The following is an 18,460-nucleotide window of genomic DNA, read 5'->3' on the forward strand; positions in this document are numbered from 1 at the left end:
TCATATCTCCTTAAGAAAAGCTGACTGATAATTGGCTTTCCTTTTCTTCTTCTAAAATATATCCTTCTGTTTTTTCGATAACGCTAACTGTTAAGATTTGACCCAGAACATTGATCATGGTACGGCCGGCATTGACAAAGAAATCAACTGCAAAAATCAAGGCCACTCCTTCAACTGGCAAGCCCAATTGAGGTGCTGCAGCTAATAGAACTACGATAGCTCCTGATGGCACAGTTGCTGCAGTTTTTCCAATCAAAGTCAAGAGTAAAACAGTAAACAAGAGACTTGATAAAGAAAATTGAATACCATAGGCATGGGCGATAAAAATTGTCGCTACTGAGAAATAAACCGCTGCTCCTTCTAAGTTAAAAGTATATCCTAAAGGAACAACTAAATCAATTGTATGCTCGTCATGCCCCTGTTTTTTCAAATCTTTAAGAAGTGATGGCAAGACCACACTAGAACTACCCGTAACAAAGGCCAGAGTCAAGAGACTCCAATTTTCACGAAAGGCTGATAAATACGGTACTTTAAAGAAGAAAGCAATCAAAGGGAAAATAAGGAGAACCAAAACAGCATAAGCCAGATAAGTTCCAATTACAAACTGGCCAAGCCCAATCAACTTGTCGATACCCGTAGTTGCAACATCTTTAGCGATAAATCCAAAAATACCAATCGGTGATAGTTTGATAATTACTGCAACAATCTTATAAATGGCTTCAATCCAGATTTGGAAACCTTCGATAATCTTCTGAGATTTATCAGACTTAAGATTCCCAATTCCGTAACCAAGAAAGATTGCAAAAACGATAATTGGCAATAGAGCGCCATCCGAAAGAGATTTAACGATATTTGATGGAATGAAACCAAGCAAAAATTCGCTGAACTTGACATTGTTAGCAATCCCATCAAGGTTTCCACCAGTTTGACCGATATTCACTCCTTGACCAAATCCTAAATAGTAACTAGCAAATACAAACAAAAGAATAATGGCAGTTGTTACGGCAAAAAAGTAAACCAAACTCTTGGTCAAGATTTTTCCGAAAGATTTTTTTCCGATAACTCCAGCTACTGCAACAACGATGGTTGGGAAGATTAGCGGAATGATAACCATATTGATCAATTTAATAAAGGCTTGACCTAAAAATTGATAAAAGCCTGCAAATTGTGGCCAGATAAGGGCAGCGATAACACCCAAGACCAAAGCCACCAATAATTGAATGCCTAGTGAGAGTTTTGACCATAAAGTAACTAATTTCATAAGAAACTCCTTTGTTTTATTTGCTACCCATTCTACTACTATTCTTCTCTCCTGACTAATATATATTTTTTATTGTCACCATAAAAAAGATTTATAATGAAGGTTCAAACTACTCCAACTTTACAAAGTAAATCACATTGATGTTTGATATAGTATAAAAAATCAGTTTCTAAACAAAAATTTTTAGAAAAACACTGTTAAATCAAGGAATATGCTTTCCTTTTATTCAAATTTTATGATACAATATTGTTATGATTTTAATAAAACTCGCTTCTGTCTTGCTTTTGGTACTAACCTTGGCTTTGGCTATTATCTTTAGTAGATTTTTTAAGTTAAAGAAAAAGGGGATTAACTTTGCAGATTTGGCTTTTCCTTTTCTGATTTTTGAATACTATTTAATCAGTGCAAAGGTTTTTACCCATAATCAACTTCCCATTTTGGGGGCAGCCCTATCTTTGCTAGCCATCATTCTAGCCTTTTTCTTTTTAAGCAAAAAACGTAGTTTTTATTATCCAAAATTCCTTAAATTCTTTTGGAGAGCTGGATTTCTACTCACATTGCTCATCTACATCGTTATGATTGTTCAAATCTTCATGATGAAATAAATCATGCCAGCACCTCAACAGTTGGCGACTCGTTCTTCCACATGAGGTGCTTTTCTAATGACATTTTAAAAAAGATTATTAAAAAAATAGGAGATCAAACAAGTGAAAAAAACGCTCTTGGCAAGTGCCATCGCACTTACTTTTCTAGGATTCGCAACACACCCTGCTTTGGCTGAAGAAAATAACGTAAAAACTACAGCAGAAACGACACAAGAAACTACAACTACAGAAAAAGAAAAAAAGAGCATCCCTTCAACCAAGGAAACTGCTCCTTCTACTGAAACAAGTTCAAGCGTACCAACAACTTCTACAACAAATCAAAGTGAAACTCCAGCTAAGAAAGAGGAAGACAAGGCTCCAGAAGTCAAAAAAGAAGGTTGGGTATTAGAGGAAAACCACTGGCGTTTCTATGAAAACAATGCCCCTGTTCTTAACTGGAAAAAAATTCAAGGAAAATGGTACTACTTCGATAAGAACGGTATCATGCTCAGTGATACGATTTATGATGGATACATCCTGACTAGTAGCGGTGCTATGGTCGATAGTGGCTGGGCTAAAATTAAAGATAAATGGTATTATGCAAAGCTATCTGGTAAAATCTCTCAGCAAAAATGGGAAAAAGTTGGTGGTGTATGGTACTACTTTGACAAAGATGGAATCATGCTCAGCAACACCATTTTTGATGGTTATATCTTTACCAATAGTGGGGCTATGGCTGAGAGCGCTTGGGTCAAACAAGATGGTAAATGGTACTATGCCCAAACTTCTGGACAATTAAGTAAAAATAAGTGGGATAAAATTGGTGGTACTTGGTACTACTTTAATAAAGATGCCACTATGGCAAGTAACCAATGGCAAGGTAACTACTACCTAAAAGCTAGCGGTGCCATGGCTGAGAAAGAGTGGATTTTTGATAAAAACTATAATAGCTGGTTCTATTTAAAATCAGGTGGTGCTTATGCAGCGCGTGAATGGATTGGTTCATACTACCTCAAGTCAGGTGGTTACATGGCTAAGAGTGAATGGATTGATGACAGCTACTACAATGCTCGTTACTATGTAGATGAAAATGGTGTCTATGTCACAGGAACTCGTAAAATCGATGGAAAAGCACATCAGTTCCAAAGTAATGGAAAATGGATAGGTGAAGTTCCAGTAAGTCGTGGATTTGAAAAAGGAAAATACACATATACCGTTTTCTTAGACCCAGGACACGGCGGTAAAGATCCTGGTGCTGTTTATTATAACACGAATGAAAAAGACCTCACCATGCAAGTTTATCAAAAACTACGCAAGGAACTCCAAAGTCTTGGTTATACTGTTCTTTCTTCTAGAGATAGTGATGTCTATGTCGACTTTGTCACTGAACGTTCAAGAATGGTTAATAAGACTGATTCAGATATCTTTATTAGTATTCACTTCAATGCTAGTGGCAGCCCTGCTTCTAACCGTTCTGGTATTCAGACCTATTCTTACGAAGAAGCTGCTGGTTATCCTTCTAAGATTAATCCATACTGGCATAACCATCCCGACCGTATCAGTGAAAGCAATCGCCTAGCTGCAGATATCCACTCTTCACTCCTAGCTGAAACAGGTGCTAAGGATGCAGGTCTTCTCCAAAGTAGCTTTGCTGTCCTTCGAGAAACCGATAAACCAGCAGTTCTATTGGAGCTTGGTTACATTGACAATTTCAACGAAAACCAACAAATTCGTAGCGATGCTTACCAAAATAGATTGGTGGCAGGTATTGTCAAAGGTATTCAAAAATATTACGCAGGCAAATAAAGCAAAAGTCTCGAGAAAGCTCGAGACTTTTTTGTTTTATACTTCTTTCTTGTTAGTTTCCGGAAAGAGGAAACCAATCCCCACACAAGCTAGCACACCTGCACCGATTACCAACCCACTTGAAAGTGGCAAAATATCAAGAATAGCATTTGCAATAATAAAAGCAATAATCAAGCACATGAGACTAGCTTTATAATCTTTTTTCACTAGATTCTCAAGAGTAAAGAATAGAAATAGACCTACTGGAAAGAGTGCCCAGATGTTAACATCCAAACTTGGCCATCCAACTAAACCAAAATACAAAACTGCTGCTGCAACGACTAAAAATCCGATACCTACTACTTTTTTCATGATATAACCTCATTTTCTATTTTGTTAGGAAGCTTTATCTCCCCTTGACAATTACTACTATAACAGAAATAAAAATCGCAAACAATAGGATTTGCCTATGTGGTAGTCATGATAGACTATGTGGTCAGAATTTTATAAAAAAGAAAAAAGAAGCCTGTCCTGAGACAAGGCTTGATTTATTTTTAAGAACCCGCACTTTCGTAAGCGTCTAATCCCCTATCCCAGAGTTTTAAAGAAATAACAAAGAAAACAAGGGAAACCAAAATCAACCCACCGATATTAAAGAAGACATCCTTATCCTGCAAGAAATAGCTGGCAGGATAGTAGGCGGTAAAAGCGAAAGGCACAATAAAGCTAATTAACCAACGAAGGAGCGAATTGTAAATGGAAATCGGGTACTTGGCAAAGTCATTAAACATATAGAAAATGTAAATCATGGCACCTGACTGCTTGGTCCAAAAAGCGATGCTGGCTGTCGCAATTTTCAAGGAAGTATAAATCAAGGTCGCAAAAGGAATACAGACTAGGAAAAGCAGGAATTTTGGAAGAGTCCAAGCAATGCTAGTCGCCGTTGTCGCTAGTAAGATTCCACCGACCAAAAGTTCACCCAAGGCATCAATCTGAAAGGTCTCAACGAGGATGTGAAAGAGAGGATTGATAGGACGAGTCAGATACTTGTCAAACTCCCCTTTTCGAACTAGTCGTTGACCTAAAGCCCAGAGATTGTCAAAAAAGAGATGATCTAATCCCTTTGGAATTAAGGAAAATCCATAGATAAAGGCAATCTCTTGAAAGGTCCAACCTTCTAGCGAGGGGATGTGTTGAAAGAGTACATTAAGAAACAAGAGGTTCAGGCCTTGAGTCAGAAAGACTCCCAAGACACCAACCACAAAATCCACCTTGTATTCCATGATTTGCTTGATGTATTGTCTAATAAAAATCAGATGCATGCGTTGATATTTTTTCATCCTAACCTCCCTGAATGGTGATAAATGACTGGACTCGTTTCCAAATCAACTGAGACAAGCCCACCATCACTATAAGCCAGAAAAACTGAAGCAAAAGAGCTTGAAGAATCTGACTAGCATCGTATTTCCCAAGAATAATCATGACCGGAGTGTAAATTAAGGATGAAAAAGGCAAGAAGGAGAGAATATCTGAAACCACCTTTGGAAAAAAAGCCAAAGGAATCAAACTGCCAGACATAAAGGATACTAGTGAAGCCTTAAATACTTGAGAACCCCATAGATTTTTAAATATAAAGGCTGAAAATCCAAAACAGATATTAAAGAAAAAGTTAATCAGATAGGCGAGCGTTAAGCTAATGAGATATAGAACCGTCGATCCCAGTACTTCTACAATCCCTTGTCCAGACAAGATTTTCACCAAAATGATGACACTTAAAAATGGTAGTCCAACGCTGATGAAAATCAACCACTTGGAACCAAGCTCGGTAAAGAGGTAAGAAGCCGCAAAATGCACTGGTCGCAACAAACGCATGATAATGGAACCTTCCTTGACCTCATCACCGATCATAAAGGAGCTATCTGACTCAGTTAATAAATTAGTCACAAAACTCATGATGATGTAAAGGGTGATATCCGCCATGCTGAAGCCCTGAATCAAAGACTCCTGCGAGGAATCAAAGACCGCCTTCCAGAGATAAAATTCCACAAAAGCACCCATGACATCACCAATCCGATAGAGAATAAAGTTGACTCGATAGGTGATCAACTCCTGAATCCCTGCATTGATAAAGGGTTTATAACGTCTCCACAATTTGACCATCTTAGAGCTCCTTTCGATAGAAGCGACGGATAATATCCTCAATATCCGTATCTACCATCTTCAAATCACGGACTTCAAAATCAGATAAGGTTTGCTTGATAATATCGGCCGACTGGTAGCGGGTACTATCGAATTCAATAGTCAGGTTATTTCCTTGTCTATCAATGGTCATATCAGGTAGGCCTTCATAGTGAGAAAGGAGATGACTTTGACCTGGTAGCAGTTCAAAGGAAAGAGTCTTCATCTTGCCAAAGGTTTCCTTGAGCTGACTCACCGTTCCATCAAAAATCTCTTGCCCCTTATCAATCATAAAAATCCGATCACAGAGTTGCTCAATATCACTCAAATCATGAGTAGTCAAGAGAATAGTTGTCTCTTCCTCCTGATTGATCTGGGTGATAGCACGTCGAATGTTATCCTTGACCGACACATCCAAACCAATAGTCGGTTCATCTAAAAAGAGAACTTTGGGATTGTGAAGCAAGGAAGCCGCAATATCCGCCCGCATCCGTTGACCTAGTGAAAGAGTCCGCACAGGATCCTTGATAAATTCCTTCAAATCCAAAACTTCATTCAAAAAGTCCATGCGCTTATGGAAAAGCGAGTCTGGCACATCGTAAATCTCTTTCAAGACCGTGTAGGTCTCTTGTAGAGCCAAATCCCACCATAGCTGGGTGCGCTGTCCGAAAACGACTCCAATATCCTTGACATAATCTTGGCGATTATCCTGGGGAATCTTGCCGTTAATCCGACAAAAACCAGATGTCGGTTTTAAAATCCCTGTCAGCATTTTGATGGTTGTCGACTTCCCAGCACCATTTGCCCCGATAAATCCTAAAATCTGCCCTTTTGGAACTTCAAAAGTTAAATCCTTGACCGCTTCAAAGGTCTGTTTTTCAGGATTAATAAAGGAGCGCAAAGCTCCCTTCAAACCAGGTTCCTTTACTGTCTTCACAAAATTTTTCTGAAGATGTTGCACTTCTATCATTGCCATATCTATCTCCCTACCGTAAGAAACAACATTGTATTTTTGACTACAAATATTCTAAATCCTTACTTTCTACACCTTCTCAATATTATTACAGAAGGATTTATACCAACCTATTATAATCTAATAAAAAAAGGAATGCAAGCGTTTGCTTATTGATTATGAAATTAGAGATTTCTCTCTTAAAATAATACTTTTAATCAAAAATTATGTTTATTAGTTTCCTTAAAACACCCAAAAAAACTGCCTTCTTTTTCAACATAAGAAAAGATAAAAAGGTGATGCTTCATCACCTCCCTCTACCAATTTAAGTCTTCAATCATGCTTCTTACTTGTGAGTCAAGAGTCTTATCCTTCTTGAGTTCTCCAACCAAAGCCTGAATCTGCTGGACTAGATTTGGATCATTGTCATTATAGCATCGATGAAGCATCCAGATGTTATGTACAGTTGGACTTTTTAGAACTGACTCCATCAATAATTCCTCATAGCCTTGATGATAAAATCGCTCCACAAAGTGAACCAACTCACCTGGAGCTCCAAAATCTACTTCTGGATGCTTGGAAATAAAGTCTAAGACGGGGTCAACCAAATCAAAGGGTTGAGGGTAAGCCTCCATGGCATCTACAATCTCGTCAGCCAACTCAAATTCTTGGTCTTCAGTAATTGCATCATGCAAAGCAACTAACATATCATCTTTAGTAAGCATCTGATTCTCCTTTTCAACTTTTCCATATCATTATTCGTTTTTGAACTTCTTCTTCACTCATCAAACCTTATTCGTAAGTAGTTTTCCAACTCCTTTTGGGATAAATCACTAGGAAGTTCAAACACATACTCATAACCTTCATCACAAAAGGAAACTTTCTCTTCAGGTGGAAACCATTTCCGAAGCCAGATGATATAGGAGGCATAATCTTGTAACCTGTTCGTTGAATCAAAGTAATCAATCACAAAAACATTTTTCTTGCTACTCAGTGAACTTTCCAAAGTAAGCTGAGGACTTTGATAATCCCAAGAAAGCGAGTAAGCTTTTTCAGGATTCGTCCTTTCTATGATCAAAATACCCGGGAATTTTTCTCTCAAAGCAGTACAAAAGGCTTGTAAATCTAGGAATATGGGATCTTTACTCTCAATAAAGACAAAATCAGCAGTACTCATCAGTCTCTCTCCTTCTTTTTAAAACTGAAAACAGACCTTAACCATCAATGGCAAAATTCTCCAGACTCTCAAATGCCTGCCCCTGATAGTCAAAAGAAAAGATATGAATATCATCAAAAGTTTGATCGCAGAAAGTAACGGTTTGTCTTTCTGGCTCGATGATGGGTTTACCCAATTTTTCAGTAGCTTCTTCATCTGTGAAATACCCATAAAATTCTTGTAAATGAGGCAGTATAAAAGCAAGAATACGAGATCTGTTTTTATGGTAATTGGCTGCAAGCAACTGAGCTTCCATCTCAAAGTTTCCACTTGGTCTTTCTTCCCAAGCTACAAGAACATCATCTACTTCATGAACGTAGGCTTGCAAGGACTGATCGAATATCATGGCTATTTCCCTTCTATTCTATTTACAATAACAGAAAATAAAAATCACATAGATTGAGCTAAATGATTACCTAAAAGTATCTGGCATAATTCTTTTCACACTCTCATCTTTGTCCACTAGAAAGCAATCTGGAAAGGTCATCTGTTCCCATTTTTTATAATCAAAACTTGAATCAAAATGATTGATTAAGATTCCTAGCAAATTTCCATGAGAACTCAGTAAAATGGTTTTACCTGAATACCTTTCTTCCAAGTCCGCAAATAAATCTAAAATTCTATTTAATGCTTCTCGATTGGACTCGCCTCCAATAAGAGATTTATCTGGATTTTGCCATAAATATTGAATTGTTTTTTCAAACTCAGTATCTTCAATAAATCTTGAGGATAATTTTCTTTCACGTAAACGATTATCAAGTACTATCTTATCAAATTGAACGGGAGAACTATTAACTGTCTCAAAAGCTCGCTTATAAGGGCTTGAAATAAAGTAATCTATTTTACAAGCATTTAAAAACTCCAACTGTTCAAGAGAAGAAAATCCTTTTTCCGACAATGTTCTATTAAAATCATCACTCGAGAATCTTGAATGAGCATGTCTAAGTACAATATAAGTATTCTTCATAAAATGTCACCTCTCAATTATTGGCATCAGTTCAAAATAACTTTCTAAATCACAGTTACTCTGTTAAAAATTCTTCAATTCGAGAAACGAGTTCATTATTTTGATAATGATAGAGGTCGTGAGGCGCATCCATATAGATGACTTGAACATTAGACTGACCACTAGCAAATCTCTCTGCATAATGCTGCCATTCTGATTGGCTAAAGCTAGTACCATCACCGTTAGACACCAGTAATAAGGTGGGAATTTTCGGATTAATGCTAGAGGGAACTTTCTTGGCATTTTCCTTTACCAAACGTGATTCATGAAGCATGGCTTGTGAGATTAACTGCTTATAAGCCAGTAATTTATATTGTTGTCGTTCACTTTCAGTCAAAGTTAGATTTTTTATGTAAAAGGACTCAGGGAAATAGCGTAATAAGCCAATCTTGCTGCTCCAATAGGCCACAGTAATCAAGGTCTGATTATCCTTTAAATCCTCATAACTTGCTGGTAATGCCCAATCCAGACCAACCAAGGCTTTCACTTCATCAGGATACTTTTCCTGCCAAGCCAGACTTTCAAGACTAGCCATTGAATGAGACAGAATGATAAAAGGACCTGTTACATTTGCTTGTGATAGAGCTTGACGTGTCTCAGACAAAACTTCCATCACATCTCTGGATTGATTGCTATCATCACTGTAACCATAGCCAGCCCGCTCCACGATGACTACCTTATATTTTTTTGATAAGGAATCCGAAACATTCTTAAAGTCCAATATTGGAGAGGCAATTCCAGCACCAGATAGAAACACTATTGTCTCTGGACCATCCCCTTCAACGTAAACATTGATTTTGTGCCCATTAACGAGAACAGTTTTACCCATAGGAGTTAGAGATGCTTGGTCCTTTTCTAAGCTGATACGATGAAAGATAAATGTCCCTACTAAAAACAAGATAAGGAAACTAAGAAGCCCTAGACACCATTTTTTCAGTTTTTTCATAGCATTATTGTACAAAAATTAGACTCTTTTAGCAACTTAAGTTTAAGAATTTTCCTGTATAATCTGTCTATATCCAGAAACAAAAAACCCACCCTCACGGGCAGGTTTCTGTTTTATAGGGTTAAGCTAGATTAAGCTTTACCTTCTGAACCGAATACGTCGATACGTTCTTCAACTGATGCTTGGATAGCTTTTACACCGTCAGCCAAGAATTTACGTGGGTCGAAGAGTTTTTTCTTGTCGTATTCTGCTTCGTTTGCTTCGTAGTCACGAGCAAATTTACGAGTTGCGTTAGCGAATGCGATTTGGCATTCAGTGTTAACGTTAACTTTAGCAACACCAAGTTTGATAGCTGCTTGGATTTGGTCATCAGGAATACCTGATCCACCGTGCAATACGATTGGGAATCCTGGTACAGCTTCAGTCAATTTTTGCAAGTGGTCAAGGTGAAGACCTTTCCAGTTTGCAGGGTAAGGACCGTGGATGTTACCGATACCAGCTGCCAAGAAGTCGATACCAGTTGCAACCATTGCTTTAGCGTCTTCGATTGGAGCCAATTCGCCATCACCGATGATTCCGTCTTCTTCACCACCAATAGTTCCAACTTCAGCTTCTACTGATACACCATTTGCGTGAGCAAATTCTACAACTTTACGAGCTTTTTCAAGGTTTTCTTCAACTGGAAGGTGTGAACCGTCAAACATTACTGAAGTATAACCAACTTGAATACACTCAAGTGCATCTTCGTAGTGACCGTGGTCAAGGTGGATAGCTACTGGTACAGTGATACCCATTGATTCTACAAGGTTAGCGATCAAGTTGCGAGCAACTTTGTAACCACCCATGTATTTAGCAGCACCCATTGAAGTTTGGATCAAAACTGGAGCTTTTTTAGCTTCTGCTGCGCGCAAGATAGCTTGAGTCCACTCAAGGTTGTTTGTGTTAAATCCACCAACTGCATAACCGTTGTCACGAGCTGCTTGGACAAATTTTTCTGCTGAAACGATTGCCATTTTATCAGGCCTCCTGTATATTTTTATGGGATATCCCATTTACATTGTTCATTTTATCACTTTTTGATAAAAAAATCTAGTTTTTCCCATACTTTAGATTGAATTTCTTCCAATCAGATTGATGTAAACCCTTTCTTAATCACTTTCCGGATTGACCTGTGGTAGCTTCATGAAAAATACTAAGTGATTCTCATCTCTTTCAAAATAATAGTCAATTTCTTCGTTCTCTAATAAACTCTTGACCACAAATAGTCCCAAACCAGCTCCCTTACTTTGGCGACTAGAAGTTGTAAAGGATTGTTCAAACTTATCTTGCTCTTCTGTTGTACAGGTATTTTCAATAAAAAACCAGTCATCTTCTGTCCCAATTTTTAGATAGCCACCTTGGATAGAATGCTTCACGGCATTACTGATAAGATTTGAAAGAATCAGCTTGAGTACAGAAGGATTTAGATAAGTTTGTTGGTCTGTGAGTTGATTCACAACTGAGATTTCCCTCTCTTTGGCTAATAAATCATAATCCTTTAAGAGAAAACCTGTCATTTCAAGAAGGTTGATTTTTTCCTTTTTATCTCGCAATTCTTGCACTGAAGAAAGGGATAAGATTTGCTGAACGTGGTGACTCAAATCATCTACAATTCCTAGAGAAACTCCTAGATAATGGTCTCTATCTTTATAGCGCCCAATGTTTGCTTGCATATTTTCCAGAAGAATTTTCAGACTAGCTAGAGGTGTTTTCAGTTCATGGGAAGCTCCTCGCAAAAACTCAACCTTCATCTTTTCTAACTGGAGGATGGATTCATTTTTCTCATGCAAGTCCGCAATGACGGTCAAGAGATGCTGATAGAGACTATTGATTTGCTCCTTGAGATCCCCAATCTCATCCTTGGAATCCACGCGCAATCTCACTTCTGCATCCAAGTCCATCATCCTTCGAGTTACTCGCTTGATTTCCAATATCGGAGCTACGATAGTTCTCGCATAGATATAAGCAATCAGGAGTGAAATCAGAAAGGAAGCTAACAGAGTATAGGGTAGGAATTGCAGACTCATATCTTCTGCTTCTTTCTGCAAATCCATAGAAGCAATAAACTGTATGGTCAAGGTCTGATCATCCTTAGATTGGACCTCTCTTTCCTCAATGACCAAGGAGGCCGTCTGTCGATCTCTATCAATTGGAAGATTGTCCTTGACTTCTAACTTATCCTGAGTCATTTCACCCTTGATGGTTCCCTTTATATCGCTACTTTGAGAATAAAGTTCAAGTACTTCCTGGATAGTTTGACTGTCTTTTCCTTGGAGGGTTTGAGCAATTTCTGTTGCCTTCTGTCCGATACTCTCCTGACGATGACTGAGATAGGTAGTAGGAAAGAGGAAATAGATGGCCAAATGCAAACAAATGACTAAGGTACAGAATACCGAGAAGGTATAGATAAAAATCTTTTTAAATAAACTCAGTCTTTTCATGTTCTCTCCAATTTATAGCCGACATTCCGCACGGTAAGAATACAGTCTAAGTCTAGTTTTTTCCGTAGTTCCTTGATATAGACATCGATCACTCGGTCAAAAGGAACTTCATCTGTCAACTTCCATACAGCATCGATGATTTGCGCTCGAGTTAATGCTTTACCTTCATTTTTGACCAGATAATCTAAGATTTCCAGTTCTTTTGCATTCACAGGAACATCTTTCCCCGCTACACTAGCTCTATAACTGTCAAAATCAACCTTGGTATCCTTATAGGTAAAGGTACGACTTGCATCATAATAACGCTTGAAAATAGCATCTACTCGTACCTTTAACAAAGATAGGGAAAAAGGCTTTTCTAGATATCCATCTGCTAGTGAGGCAAAGGCACTCATTTTATACTCTTCGTCCTGAAAGGCTGTCAACATCAAGACTGGAACTTGGCTGGTCTTACGGATTTCTGACAAAACCTCTAAACCATTGAGTTTAGGCATTTGAATATCTAAGAGAACCAGAGCTATTTGGTGATTGGAAAATTGTTCTAAGGCCTCAAGGCCATCTGCTGCCTGAATGGTTTCATAGCCACAATCCGTCAAATAGTCACTGATTCCCTCGCGGATCATGTCTTCATCTTCTACAATTAGAATTTTCATATAAATCCTTTTCTATCAAAAATGCTACCTATATTATATCTCATTTGAGTGAGAATAGGTAGCAAGTTTTTTATTCACTATCCAACAAGAGTTCTTTTGGTTGTTTAAAGAGGAGATTACTTGAAGCAAGTGCCATAACTAGTACTACTAGAACCAAGCCAAGTACAAAGATGATAGCAAAGTCAGAAGGTTGAATGGATATATCCAAACTTGAAAGAGTCTTACTAAAGCCGTCAACTTCTGCACCACCACCAAGATTAGAGGCTTGGGCTGCCTTACTAGCTTGCTTAGCCACATCTGATGTGACATTTGCAAGAACAGTATTTCCAATGGTACGAGCAGTATAGTTGGCTAGGAAGTAAGCTGAAATAAGTGCTGGAATTGCAATCATAACTGCTTCTGTGATAAATTGTCCTAGAATACTTGCTTGTTTTAGACCAATTGAAAGGAGGATTCCAACCTCTTTACGACGCGCGTTAATCCATAGTGTCAGTAAGAGAGCCAGTAGAAGAACAGAGAAGCTCAAGCTACCCCAGAAGAGAAGATTAGCCATCTTGTACATGCCTGAGATAGATTGTTCGAGGGCAGGATAGTTAGATGAACTCTTAATCAAGCTATACATCTTCCAGTTGATGCCGTTGATCGATCCTAATTCTTGCATGACAGTATCTAGGTTCTTATCTCCAGCCACAAAGAAGGTAGCATCTCCATAAATAGCTGTATCTTCTGTATAACCATAGAGTTGGGCAGCTGTGTGAATATCTGTGATAGCTGTATTCTCATAAAGTTCTTGTGAATAGGTTACAGCAGATTTGTTGTGTCCATCAAAAAGTCCTTTGATCGTTACTTCTACTGTTTCCTTGGCTCCTTTTTCGTTATCTGCATCGTAGATATTGGAGTTCAGTTTGACCTTGTCTCCAACCTTCCAGCCATGTTTAGCAGCCAAGTCTTTGTGCATGAGAATCTGGTATTTGTCATCGTTTGTTAAATGTTCTCCTTCGACCAGTTTGTAAGAGCCTGACACAAACTTGTCTTCTTTAGCCGAATCATTAACTCCTGTTATCATCAAGCTACTTCCAAAACGTTGAGCTCGATCTGCAGTTAGATTTTTCTTGGTTTCAGGCGTTTCAATCAGTTCATAGCCTGTCAAATCACCGATAGCATTAATCCGTTTGATGTAGGATTCAATGGCCTTATTCTCGGTAATTTTTTTGATATCTTCACCCTTGATATTCCCAGCACCACGTGGAGTACCTTGATTGACCCTACGGTTGATTTGCATGGAGAAACTATTGGTGATATTTTTAAAGGTTTCTTGAGAAGCCTTGGCTGTCGCACCCTTGATAGACAAGCCGACCAAACTCAAACTAGCCATCAAGAGAATGATAAGAAAGATCACAATAGACTTGAAAAATTTTCTTGTGACATAGGCAAATGCGTTGTGTAACATAAGATTCCTTTCTAGATTTACTTCGCTTATATGTTTTTATATTTCTTTATTTCCCTTAAATAGTGCGGACGGGAGCAACTTCATTTTAGAATTTCATCCCTAATTTTTGAGCCATCTGTCTCAAAAATCCCGTCCTAGATAATAACAAAGTTATTATCTAGGATACCACTCTAGCGGGAAATAACTGTTTAAGAATCACTTCGTTTATAATTACTTAATAGTTTACTAAATCAATTCCAAAAGTTTAAGAAGTAGACTCTATTTTTCAGTCAGTTTCTTATTCTTCAATTCCAGTGTAATATCTGACGCCTGTGCCACTTCCTTACTGTGGGTTACAACGATCACACACTTGCCTGTTTTCTCAGCGAGAGATTTGAGCAAATCGATGATATCCCCAGCAGTCTTAGGATCCAAGTTTCCTGTTGGTTCATCTGCTAAAATCACTGGTGCTTCCGATACAAGGCTACGAGCAATGGCAACACGTTGTTGCTGTCCACCTGATAATTGGAGAACATTCCGCTTGATTTGACTTTCATCTAAACCAAGTTCAAGAAGGGTGTCCTTGCTAGCTTTTTTATTAACCAAGCGGATATTTTCCAATGGAGAAAGATAATCAATCAAGTTATAGTTTTGGAAAACTAGCGAGATATGGTGCATGCGATGATAAGAATAACCTTGTTCACGAATATCCTTGCCTTCGAATAAGATAGCTCCTTCGACTGGGCTATCAAGTCCTGCTAATAGAGATAAGAGTGTGGATTTCCCAGCTCCTGATTCTCCGATAATACTATAAAACTTACCAGGTTCAAAATCGTAATTGATTTTATATAATACTGCTTCTGCAGTGTTCTTATAACGATAAGTAAGATCTTGTAATTGTAGTAAAGTCATGATTTCTCCTTTATTAACTGATGGATGATAAAATTTCTTTCGGTGATTTTCTAAATAAAAATAGGAAACAAAGTGCAACTGACAAGCAGCTAATTATAAGTAGGAAGATATAAGATTCTCCAAATGATAGAAGACTTGTTGTAAGATTCGTTGCTTTTGCTAGCGTATCTTGTAGGGCAGCTTGGTCGCCACTCACTAATACAGTCTTCAAGAGATAGGAAGTAATGGCATTGCCAGCTACAAATGCCGGCAAAATAGATGCCAATGAAACTAGGATGACTTCCAGGCAGAATTGGCTAAAAATTGCTATTTTCCCTTTACCTAGTGCCAATAAAATACCAACCTCGTAGACTCGTTCTCGTAACCAAAGTGACAAGACCAAAATCAGCGCTCCTACACCAGCAATCATAATGCCATAGAGGAAAATCTGTAGGAAAGTTTGGAAGGTCGAAACTGAATCCTTGATTTGTTCAAAAGCCTTATTTTCCTTTTCAACTTGGAACCCTTGGTTTTCCAGGGATAACTTTTCAACCTCTTGAATGATACTATCCATATCTTTTGGATTTTCTAAATAGAAACGAGCGGCAGTTACTAGAGCTTCCTTATTTCCAAGAAGAGTTTGGCTACTTTCGTAGTCTGTATAGACCGTATTTTCACTAAAGTCTGATGATAGACCGGTAAATTTCTCTTGTTTTTGACCTGAGAAAATACCTACGATTTCATAATCTAGATTTTGTCCAGAACTAGCTTCTACTTGTCCAGGACTTAAGTTGATCTTATCTCCTACTTTTAGATTGTTTTTCTTGGCCAAATCTTCATGAACTAAGATTTTTTTACGATCCCCTTTTTCGATATGTCTTCCTTCTTTAAGGGTAAAGGCGGAACTTGTAAAAGAAACATCCTTGGAAGAGTCTTCTAATGAAATTAAACTGATAAGATTTTTTTCAGCCTCTGTCAAATCATCCCGTTGAATACTTTGTTCTCCAGTTACCACTTCTTTGTCAGTTAACTTAGCTATTGTTTCTAGCTCAGGTGAGATCTTCTCAAGACCCTTTATCTTTTTAAGGTTATCTAGTTGAGACAGTTGAAATGTCTGATCTGCTTCTATTCTTTTAATAGAAAAAGACGTGTTCAATGAGCGATAGAGATTATTTTCTACTATTTTGTTGGACTTCATGAGCGTCAAACAAGCCGATATTCCAGCCAATAAGACAAATAGAATCAGGAATAATATGAGACTTCTCAGTCGTTTTCTGCTGACGTAAGCCCAAGCTCTTTGAGTGGGATTCATATAGCACCTCCATATTTGTAAAACCATTATAATATTCAAATATGAAATGTTTATGAAATACCAAAAAAAGAGCAAAAATATTTTTGCTCTTTTTTATGAAAAATAAAAAGCTAGCCAAAGCTAGCTCACTATTATGCGGAGAGAGGGACTTGAACCCTCACGACCTAAAGCGGTCACAGGATCCTTAGTCCTGCGCGTCTGCCAATTCCGCCATCCCCGCGTCGATTACTTTACTAGTATATCAACTTTGAAAAAAATTGTCAACACTTTTTTCAGATTTTTTCATCTTGAAATGTATTATTCTGTAATTTCAAGCAAATTTTCATCAAGCAATTTTGCACCAAGTGTATTCTTGAAATGTCCAAGTGCAAAGGCATGATTTTCAGGCCAAATGGATGCAACTGCTGGTTTAACAACTTCTATCTGATAACCAAGATTATAAGCATCAATGGCTGTATGCAAGACACAGATATCTGTAAGAACTCCTGTCAAAATGACTGTATCTACTCTACGCTCTCTGAGACGGATATCCAAATCTGTTCCAGAAAAAGCCGAATAGTGACGTTTATCCATCCAGAAAACACGACTATCATCAGCATGTTCCTGATAAAACTCGGCTAGCTTGCCATACAGATTGCGTCCACTAGTCCCAATAATATTATGTGGTGGGAATAGTTTACTTTCAGGATGAAAGACATCATTTCCCTCATGAGCATCGATGGTGAAAAAGATGTAATCGCCACGCTCAAAAACCTTTTGGGTCACCCGATAAATAGCATCGGATATTGCTTGAGCTGGAGCTCCCGCAGTTAATTTTCCATGATCAGCAACAAAATCTTCTGTATAATCAATGGAAATTAGTGCCTTATTCATTAATAGTCCCTCTTTTTCACTTCTTCAAAAATATCTGGAATTAGAACTTTGAGATAGGTTCCTTTCATACCAAGAGAACGACTCTCAATAATCCCTGCCGATTCGAGTTTACGAAGAGCATTAACAATTACAGAACGAGTGATACCGATACGGTCTGCAATGACTGAAGCTGTTAATTGACCTTCATTACCATTTAATTCAGCTAGAATAGCCGATACTGCTCTAAGTTCAGAGTAAGAAAGTGTATTGACCGCCATAGTTACAGCCGTACGACGACGAATGTTTTTCTCATCTTCTTCACGTTGAAAGTTTAAGAGTTGAATTCCTACTACTGTACTGGCAATTTCAACAAGAATTAAATCTTCATCTTCGAACTTTTTATCATTACGCCAAATAATCAAAGAACCCAAGCGAATACCAGAGACATGGATTGGAGCAATTGTTGTCAAACCATCTGGAAAATCTGAACGACTTTCAGTCGGAAAAATAGTCAAATCATGTTCAACTGGAAGGTTATACTCCGTATCATAAATCATGTTTGCTGCTTGAATATATTCATCAGGGAAAATTTTTGATTGGAAAAATTGCTCTACACGGTCATTATTGGTCTTGTAGCGCATAAAGTATCCCAAGAGGCGTCCTTTACTATTTAAGATGCAGGCGTTGCAATCAATGATATCAGCCAATTGACGCGTGATTGCGTTGTAGGGAAGATCATCTTGTAATTTCTCCTCAGAACGCTTTAGGATCGATGTAATTTTTCTTGTTTTTTCTAATAAGTGTACCATTTTTTACCTCGCATATAATCGCTTTCATTATATCACAAAATTCTGACTACTTCAACAATTATCTGAAAATTGTTTATTGAATTGCAATTCAAGTGTATTCGAAAAT

Annotated in this window: 20 protein-coding genes and 1 tRNA gene; 2 read left to right on the top strand and 19 right to left on the bottom strand. The window is 37.9% G+C overall.

The window, feature by feature from the left end:
• Nucleotides 1-10: 10 nt before the first annotated feature.
• The gene (locus tag I1J71_RS02930) at nt 11-1,261 is read right to left on the bottom strand and encodes a dicarboxylate/amino acid:cation symporter (RefSeq protein ID WP_195183652.1); all 1,251 of its coding nucleotides are present in this window, start codon (nt 1,259-1,261) and stop codon (nt 11-13) included.
• Between the two features lie 245 nt (nt 1,262-1,506).
• On the opposite strand from I1J71_RS02930, the gene I1J71_RS02935 reads away from it, so the two are divergent.
• Complete coding sequence (locus I1J71_RS02935; RefSeq protein ID WP_195183687.1) at nt 1,507-1,866, top strand: DUF3397 domain-containing protein; 360 nt, start codon at nt 1,507-1,509, stop codon at nt 1,864-1,866.
• Nucleotides 1,867-1,968: 102 nt separating this feature from the next.
• Nucleotides 1,969-3,651 (top strand): N-acetylmuramoyl-L-alanine amidase, encoded by a 1,683-nt coding sequence (locus tag I1J71_RS02940; RefSeq protein ID WP_195183653.1) that lies wholly within the window; start codon nt 1,969-1,971, stop codon nt 3,649-3,651.
• 36 nt (nt 3,652-3,687) lie between these two features.
• Here I1J71_RS02940 and I1J71_RS02945 read toward each other — a convergent pair whose 3' ends face one another.
• The 18 genes from I1J71_RS02945 to codY all read right to left on the bottom strand — a co-directional run bounded on the left by I1J71_RS02945 (nt 3,688) and on the right by codY (nt 18,354).
• A complete protein-coding gene (locus I1J71_RS02945) occupies nt 3,688-4,002 on the bottom strand; it encodes a hypothetical protein (protein WP_195183654.1) in 315 nt (104 codons plus the stop codon).
• A gap of 182 nt (nt 4,003-4,184) precedes the next feature.
• Nucleotides 4,185-4,970, bottom strand: coding sequence for an ABC transporter permease (locus I1J71_RS02950; RefSeq protein ID WP_195183655.1), 786 nt, complete (start codon nt 4,968-4,970; stop codon nt 4,185-4,187).
• A gap of 1 nt (nt 4,971) precedes the next feature.
• Entirely contained in the window at nt 4,972-5,790 is an 819-nt protein-coding gene (locus I1J71_RS02955; RefSeq protein WP_195183656.1) for an ABC transporter permease, read from the bottom strand.
• A 1-nt stretch (nt 5,791) separates the two neighbouring features.
• Entirely contained in the window at nt 5,792-6,784 is a 993-nt protein-coding gene (locus tag I1J71_RS02960; protein ID WP_195183657.1) for an ABC transporter ATP-binding protein, read from the bottom strand.
• Between the two features lie 293 nt (nt 6,785-7,077).
• Complete coding sequence (locus I1J71_RS02965; protein ID WP_195183658.1) at nt 7,078-7,485, bottom strand: hypothetical protein; 408 nt, start codon at nt 7,483-7,485, stop codon at nt 7,078-7,080.
• Nucleotides 7,486-7,538: 53 nt separating this feature from the next.
• Nucleotides 7,539-7,937 carry a hypothetical protein gene (locus I1J71_RS02970; RefSeq protein WP_195183659.1) on the bottom strand — a complete coding sequence of 133 codons (399 nt, stop codon included), beginning with the start codon at nt 7,935-7,937 and terminating at the stop codon, nt 7,539-7,541.
• 37 nt (nt 7,938-7,974) lie between these two features.
• Nucleotides 7,975-8,322, bottom strand: a complete 348-nt coding sequence (locus tag I1J71_RS02975) for a hypothetical protein (RefSeq protein WP_195183660.1) — start codon at nt 8,320-8,322, stop codon at nt 7,975-7,977.
• Between the two features lie 66 nt (nt 8,323-8,388).
• Entirely contained in the window at nt 8,389-8,943 is a 555-nt protein-coding gene (locus I1J71_RS02980) for a histidine phosphatase family protein (protein ID WP_006150570.1), read from the bottom strand.
• A 55-nt stretch (nt 8,944-8,998) separates the two neighbouring features.
• Nucleotides 8,999-9,928: an alpha/beta fold hydrolase gene (locus I1J71_RS02985; RefSeq protein WP_195183661.1), complete on the bottom strand. Its 930-nt coding sequence runs from the start codon at nt 9,926-9,928 to the stop codon at nt 8,999-9,001.
• A gap of 131 nt (nt 9,929-10,059) precedes the next feature.
• Nucleotides 10,060-10,941, bottom strand: a complete 882-nt coding sequence (locus tag I1J71_RS02990) for a class II fructose-bisphosphate aldolase (protein ID WP_001019005.1) — start codon at nt 10,939-10,941, stop codon at nt 10,060-10,062.
• Nucleotides 10,942-11,076: 135 nt separating this feature from the next.
• Complete coding sequence (gene vncS / locus I1J71_RS02995; RefSeq protein WP_195183662.1) at nt 11,077-12,408, bottom strand: sensor histidine kinase VncS; 1,332 nt, start codon at nt 12,406-12,408, stop codon at nt 11,077-11,079.
• Entirely contained in the window at nt 12,405-13,061 is a 657-nt protein-coding gene (locus I1J71_RS03000; RefSeq protein ID WP_195183663.1) for a response regulator transcription factor, read from the bottom strand. Before I1J71_RS03000 ends, vncS begins: the two co-directional genes overlap by 4 nt.
• A 70-nt stretch (nt 13,062-13,131) precedes the next feature.
• A complete protein-coding gene (gene vex3, locus I1J71_RS03005; protein WP_195183664.1) occupies nt 13,132-14,511 on the bottom strand; it encodes an ABC transporter permease subunit Vex3 in 1,380 nt (459 codons plus the stop codon).
• A gap of 258 nt (nt 14,512-14,769) precedes the next feature.
• Nucleotides 14,770-15,402, bottom strand: coding sequence for an ABC transporter ATP-binding subunit Vex2 (vex2, locus tag I1J71_RS03010; protein WP_195183665.1), 633 nt, complete (start codon nt 15,400-15,402; stop codon nt 14,770-14,772).
• Nucleotides 15,403-15,415: 13 nt separating this feature from the next.
• On the bottom strand, nt 15,416-16,693 hold the full coding sequence (locus I1J71_RS03015; protein ID WP_075566980.1) for an ABC transporter permease: 1,278 nt from the start codon (nt 16,691-16,693) through the stop codon (nt 15,416-15,418).
• Nucleotides 16,694-16,827: 134 nt separating this feature from the next.
• A tRNA-Leu gene (locus tag I1J71_RS03020) sits at nt 16,828-16,913 on the bottom strand.
• A gap of 77 nt (nt 16,914-16,990) precedes the next feature.
• Entirely contained in the window at nt 16,991-17,566 is a 576-nt protein-coding gene (locus tag I1J71_RS03025) for a cysteine hydrolase family protein (protein ID WP_075566978.1), read from the bottom strand.
• Nucleotides 17,566-18,354 (bottom strand): GTP-sensing pleiotropic transcriptional regulator CodY, encoded by a 789-nt coding sequence (gene codY / locus I1J71_RS03030; protein WP_195183666.1) that lies wholly within the window; start codon nt 18,352-18,354, stop codon nt 17,566-17,568. Before codY ends, I1J71_RS03025 begins: the two co-directional genes overlap by 1 nt.
• Between the last annotated feature and the right edge of the window lie 106 nt (nt 18,355-18,460).

Origin of the sequence: Streptococcus infantis (assembly GCF_015546995.1) — a bacterium.
GTDB lineage: Bacteria > Bacillota > Bacilli > Lactobacillales > Streptococcaceae > Streptococcus > Streptococcus infantis_J.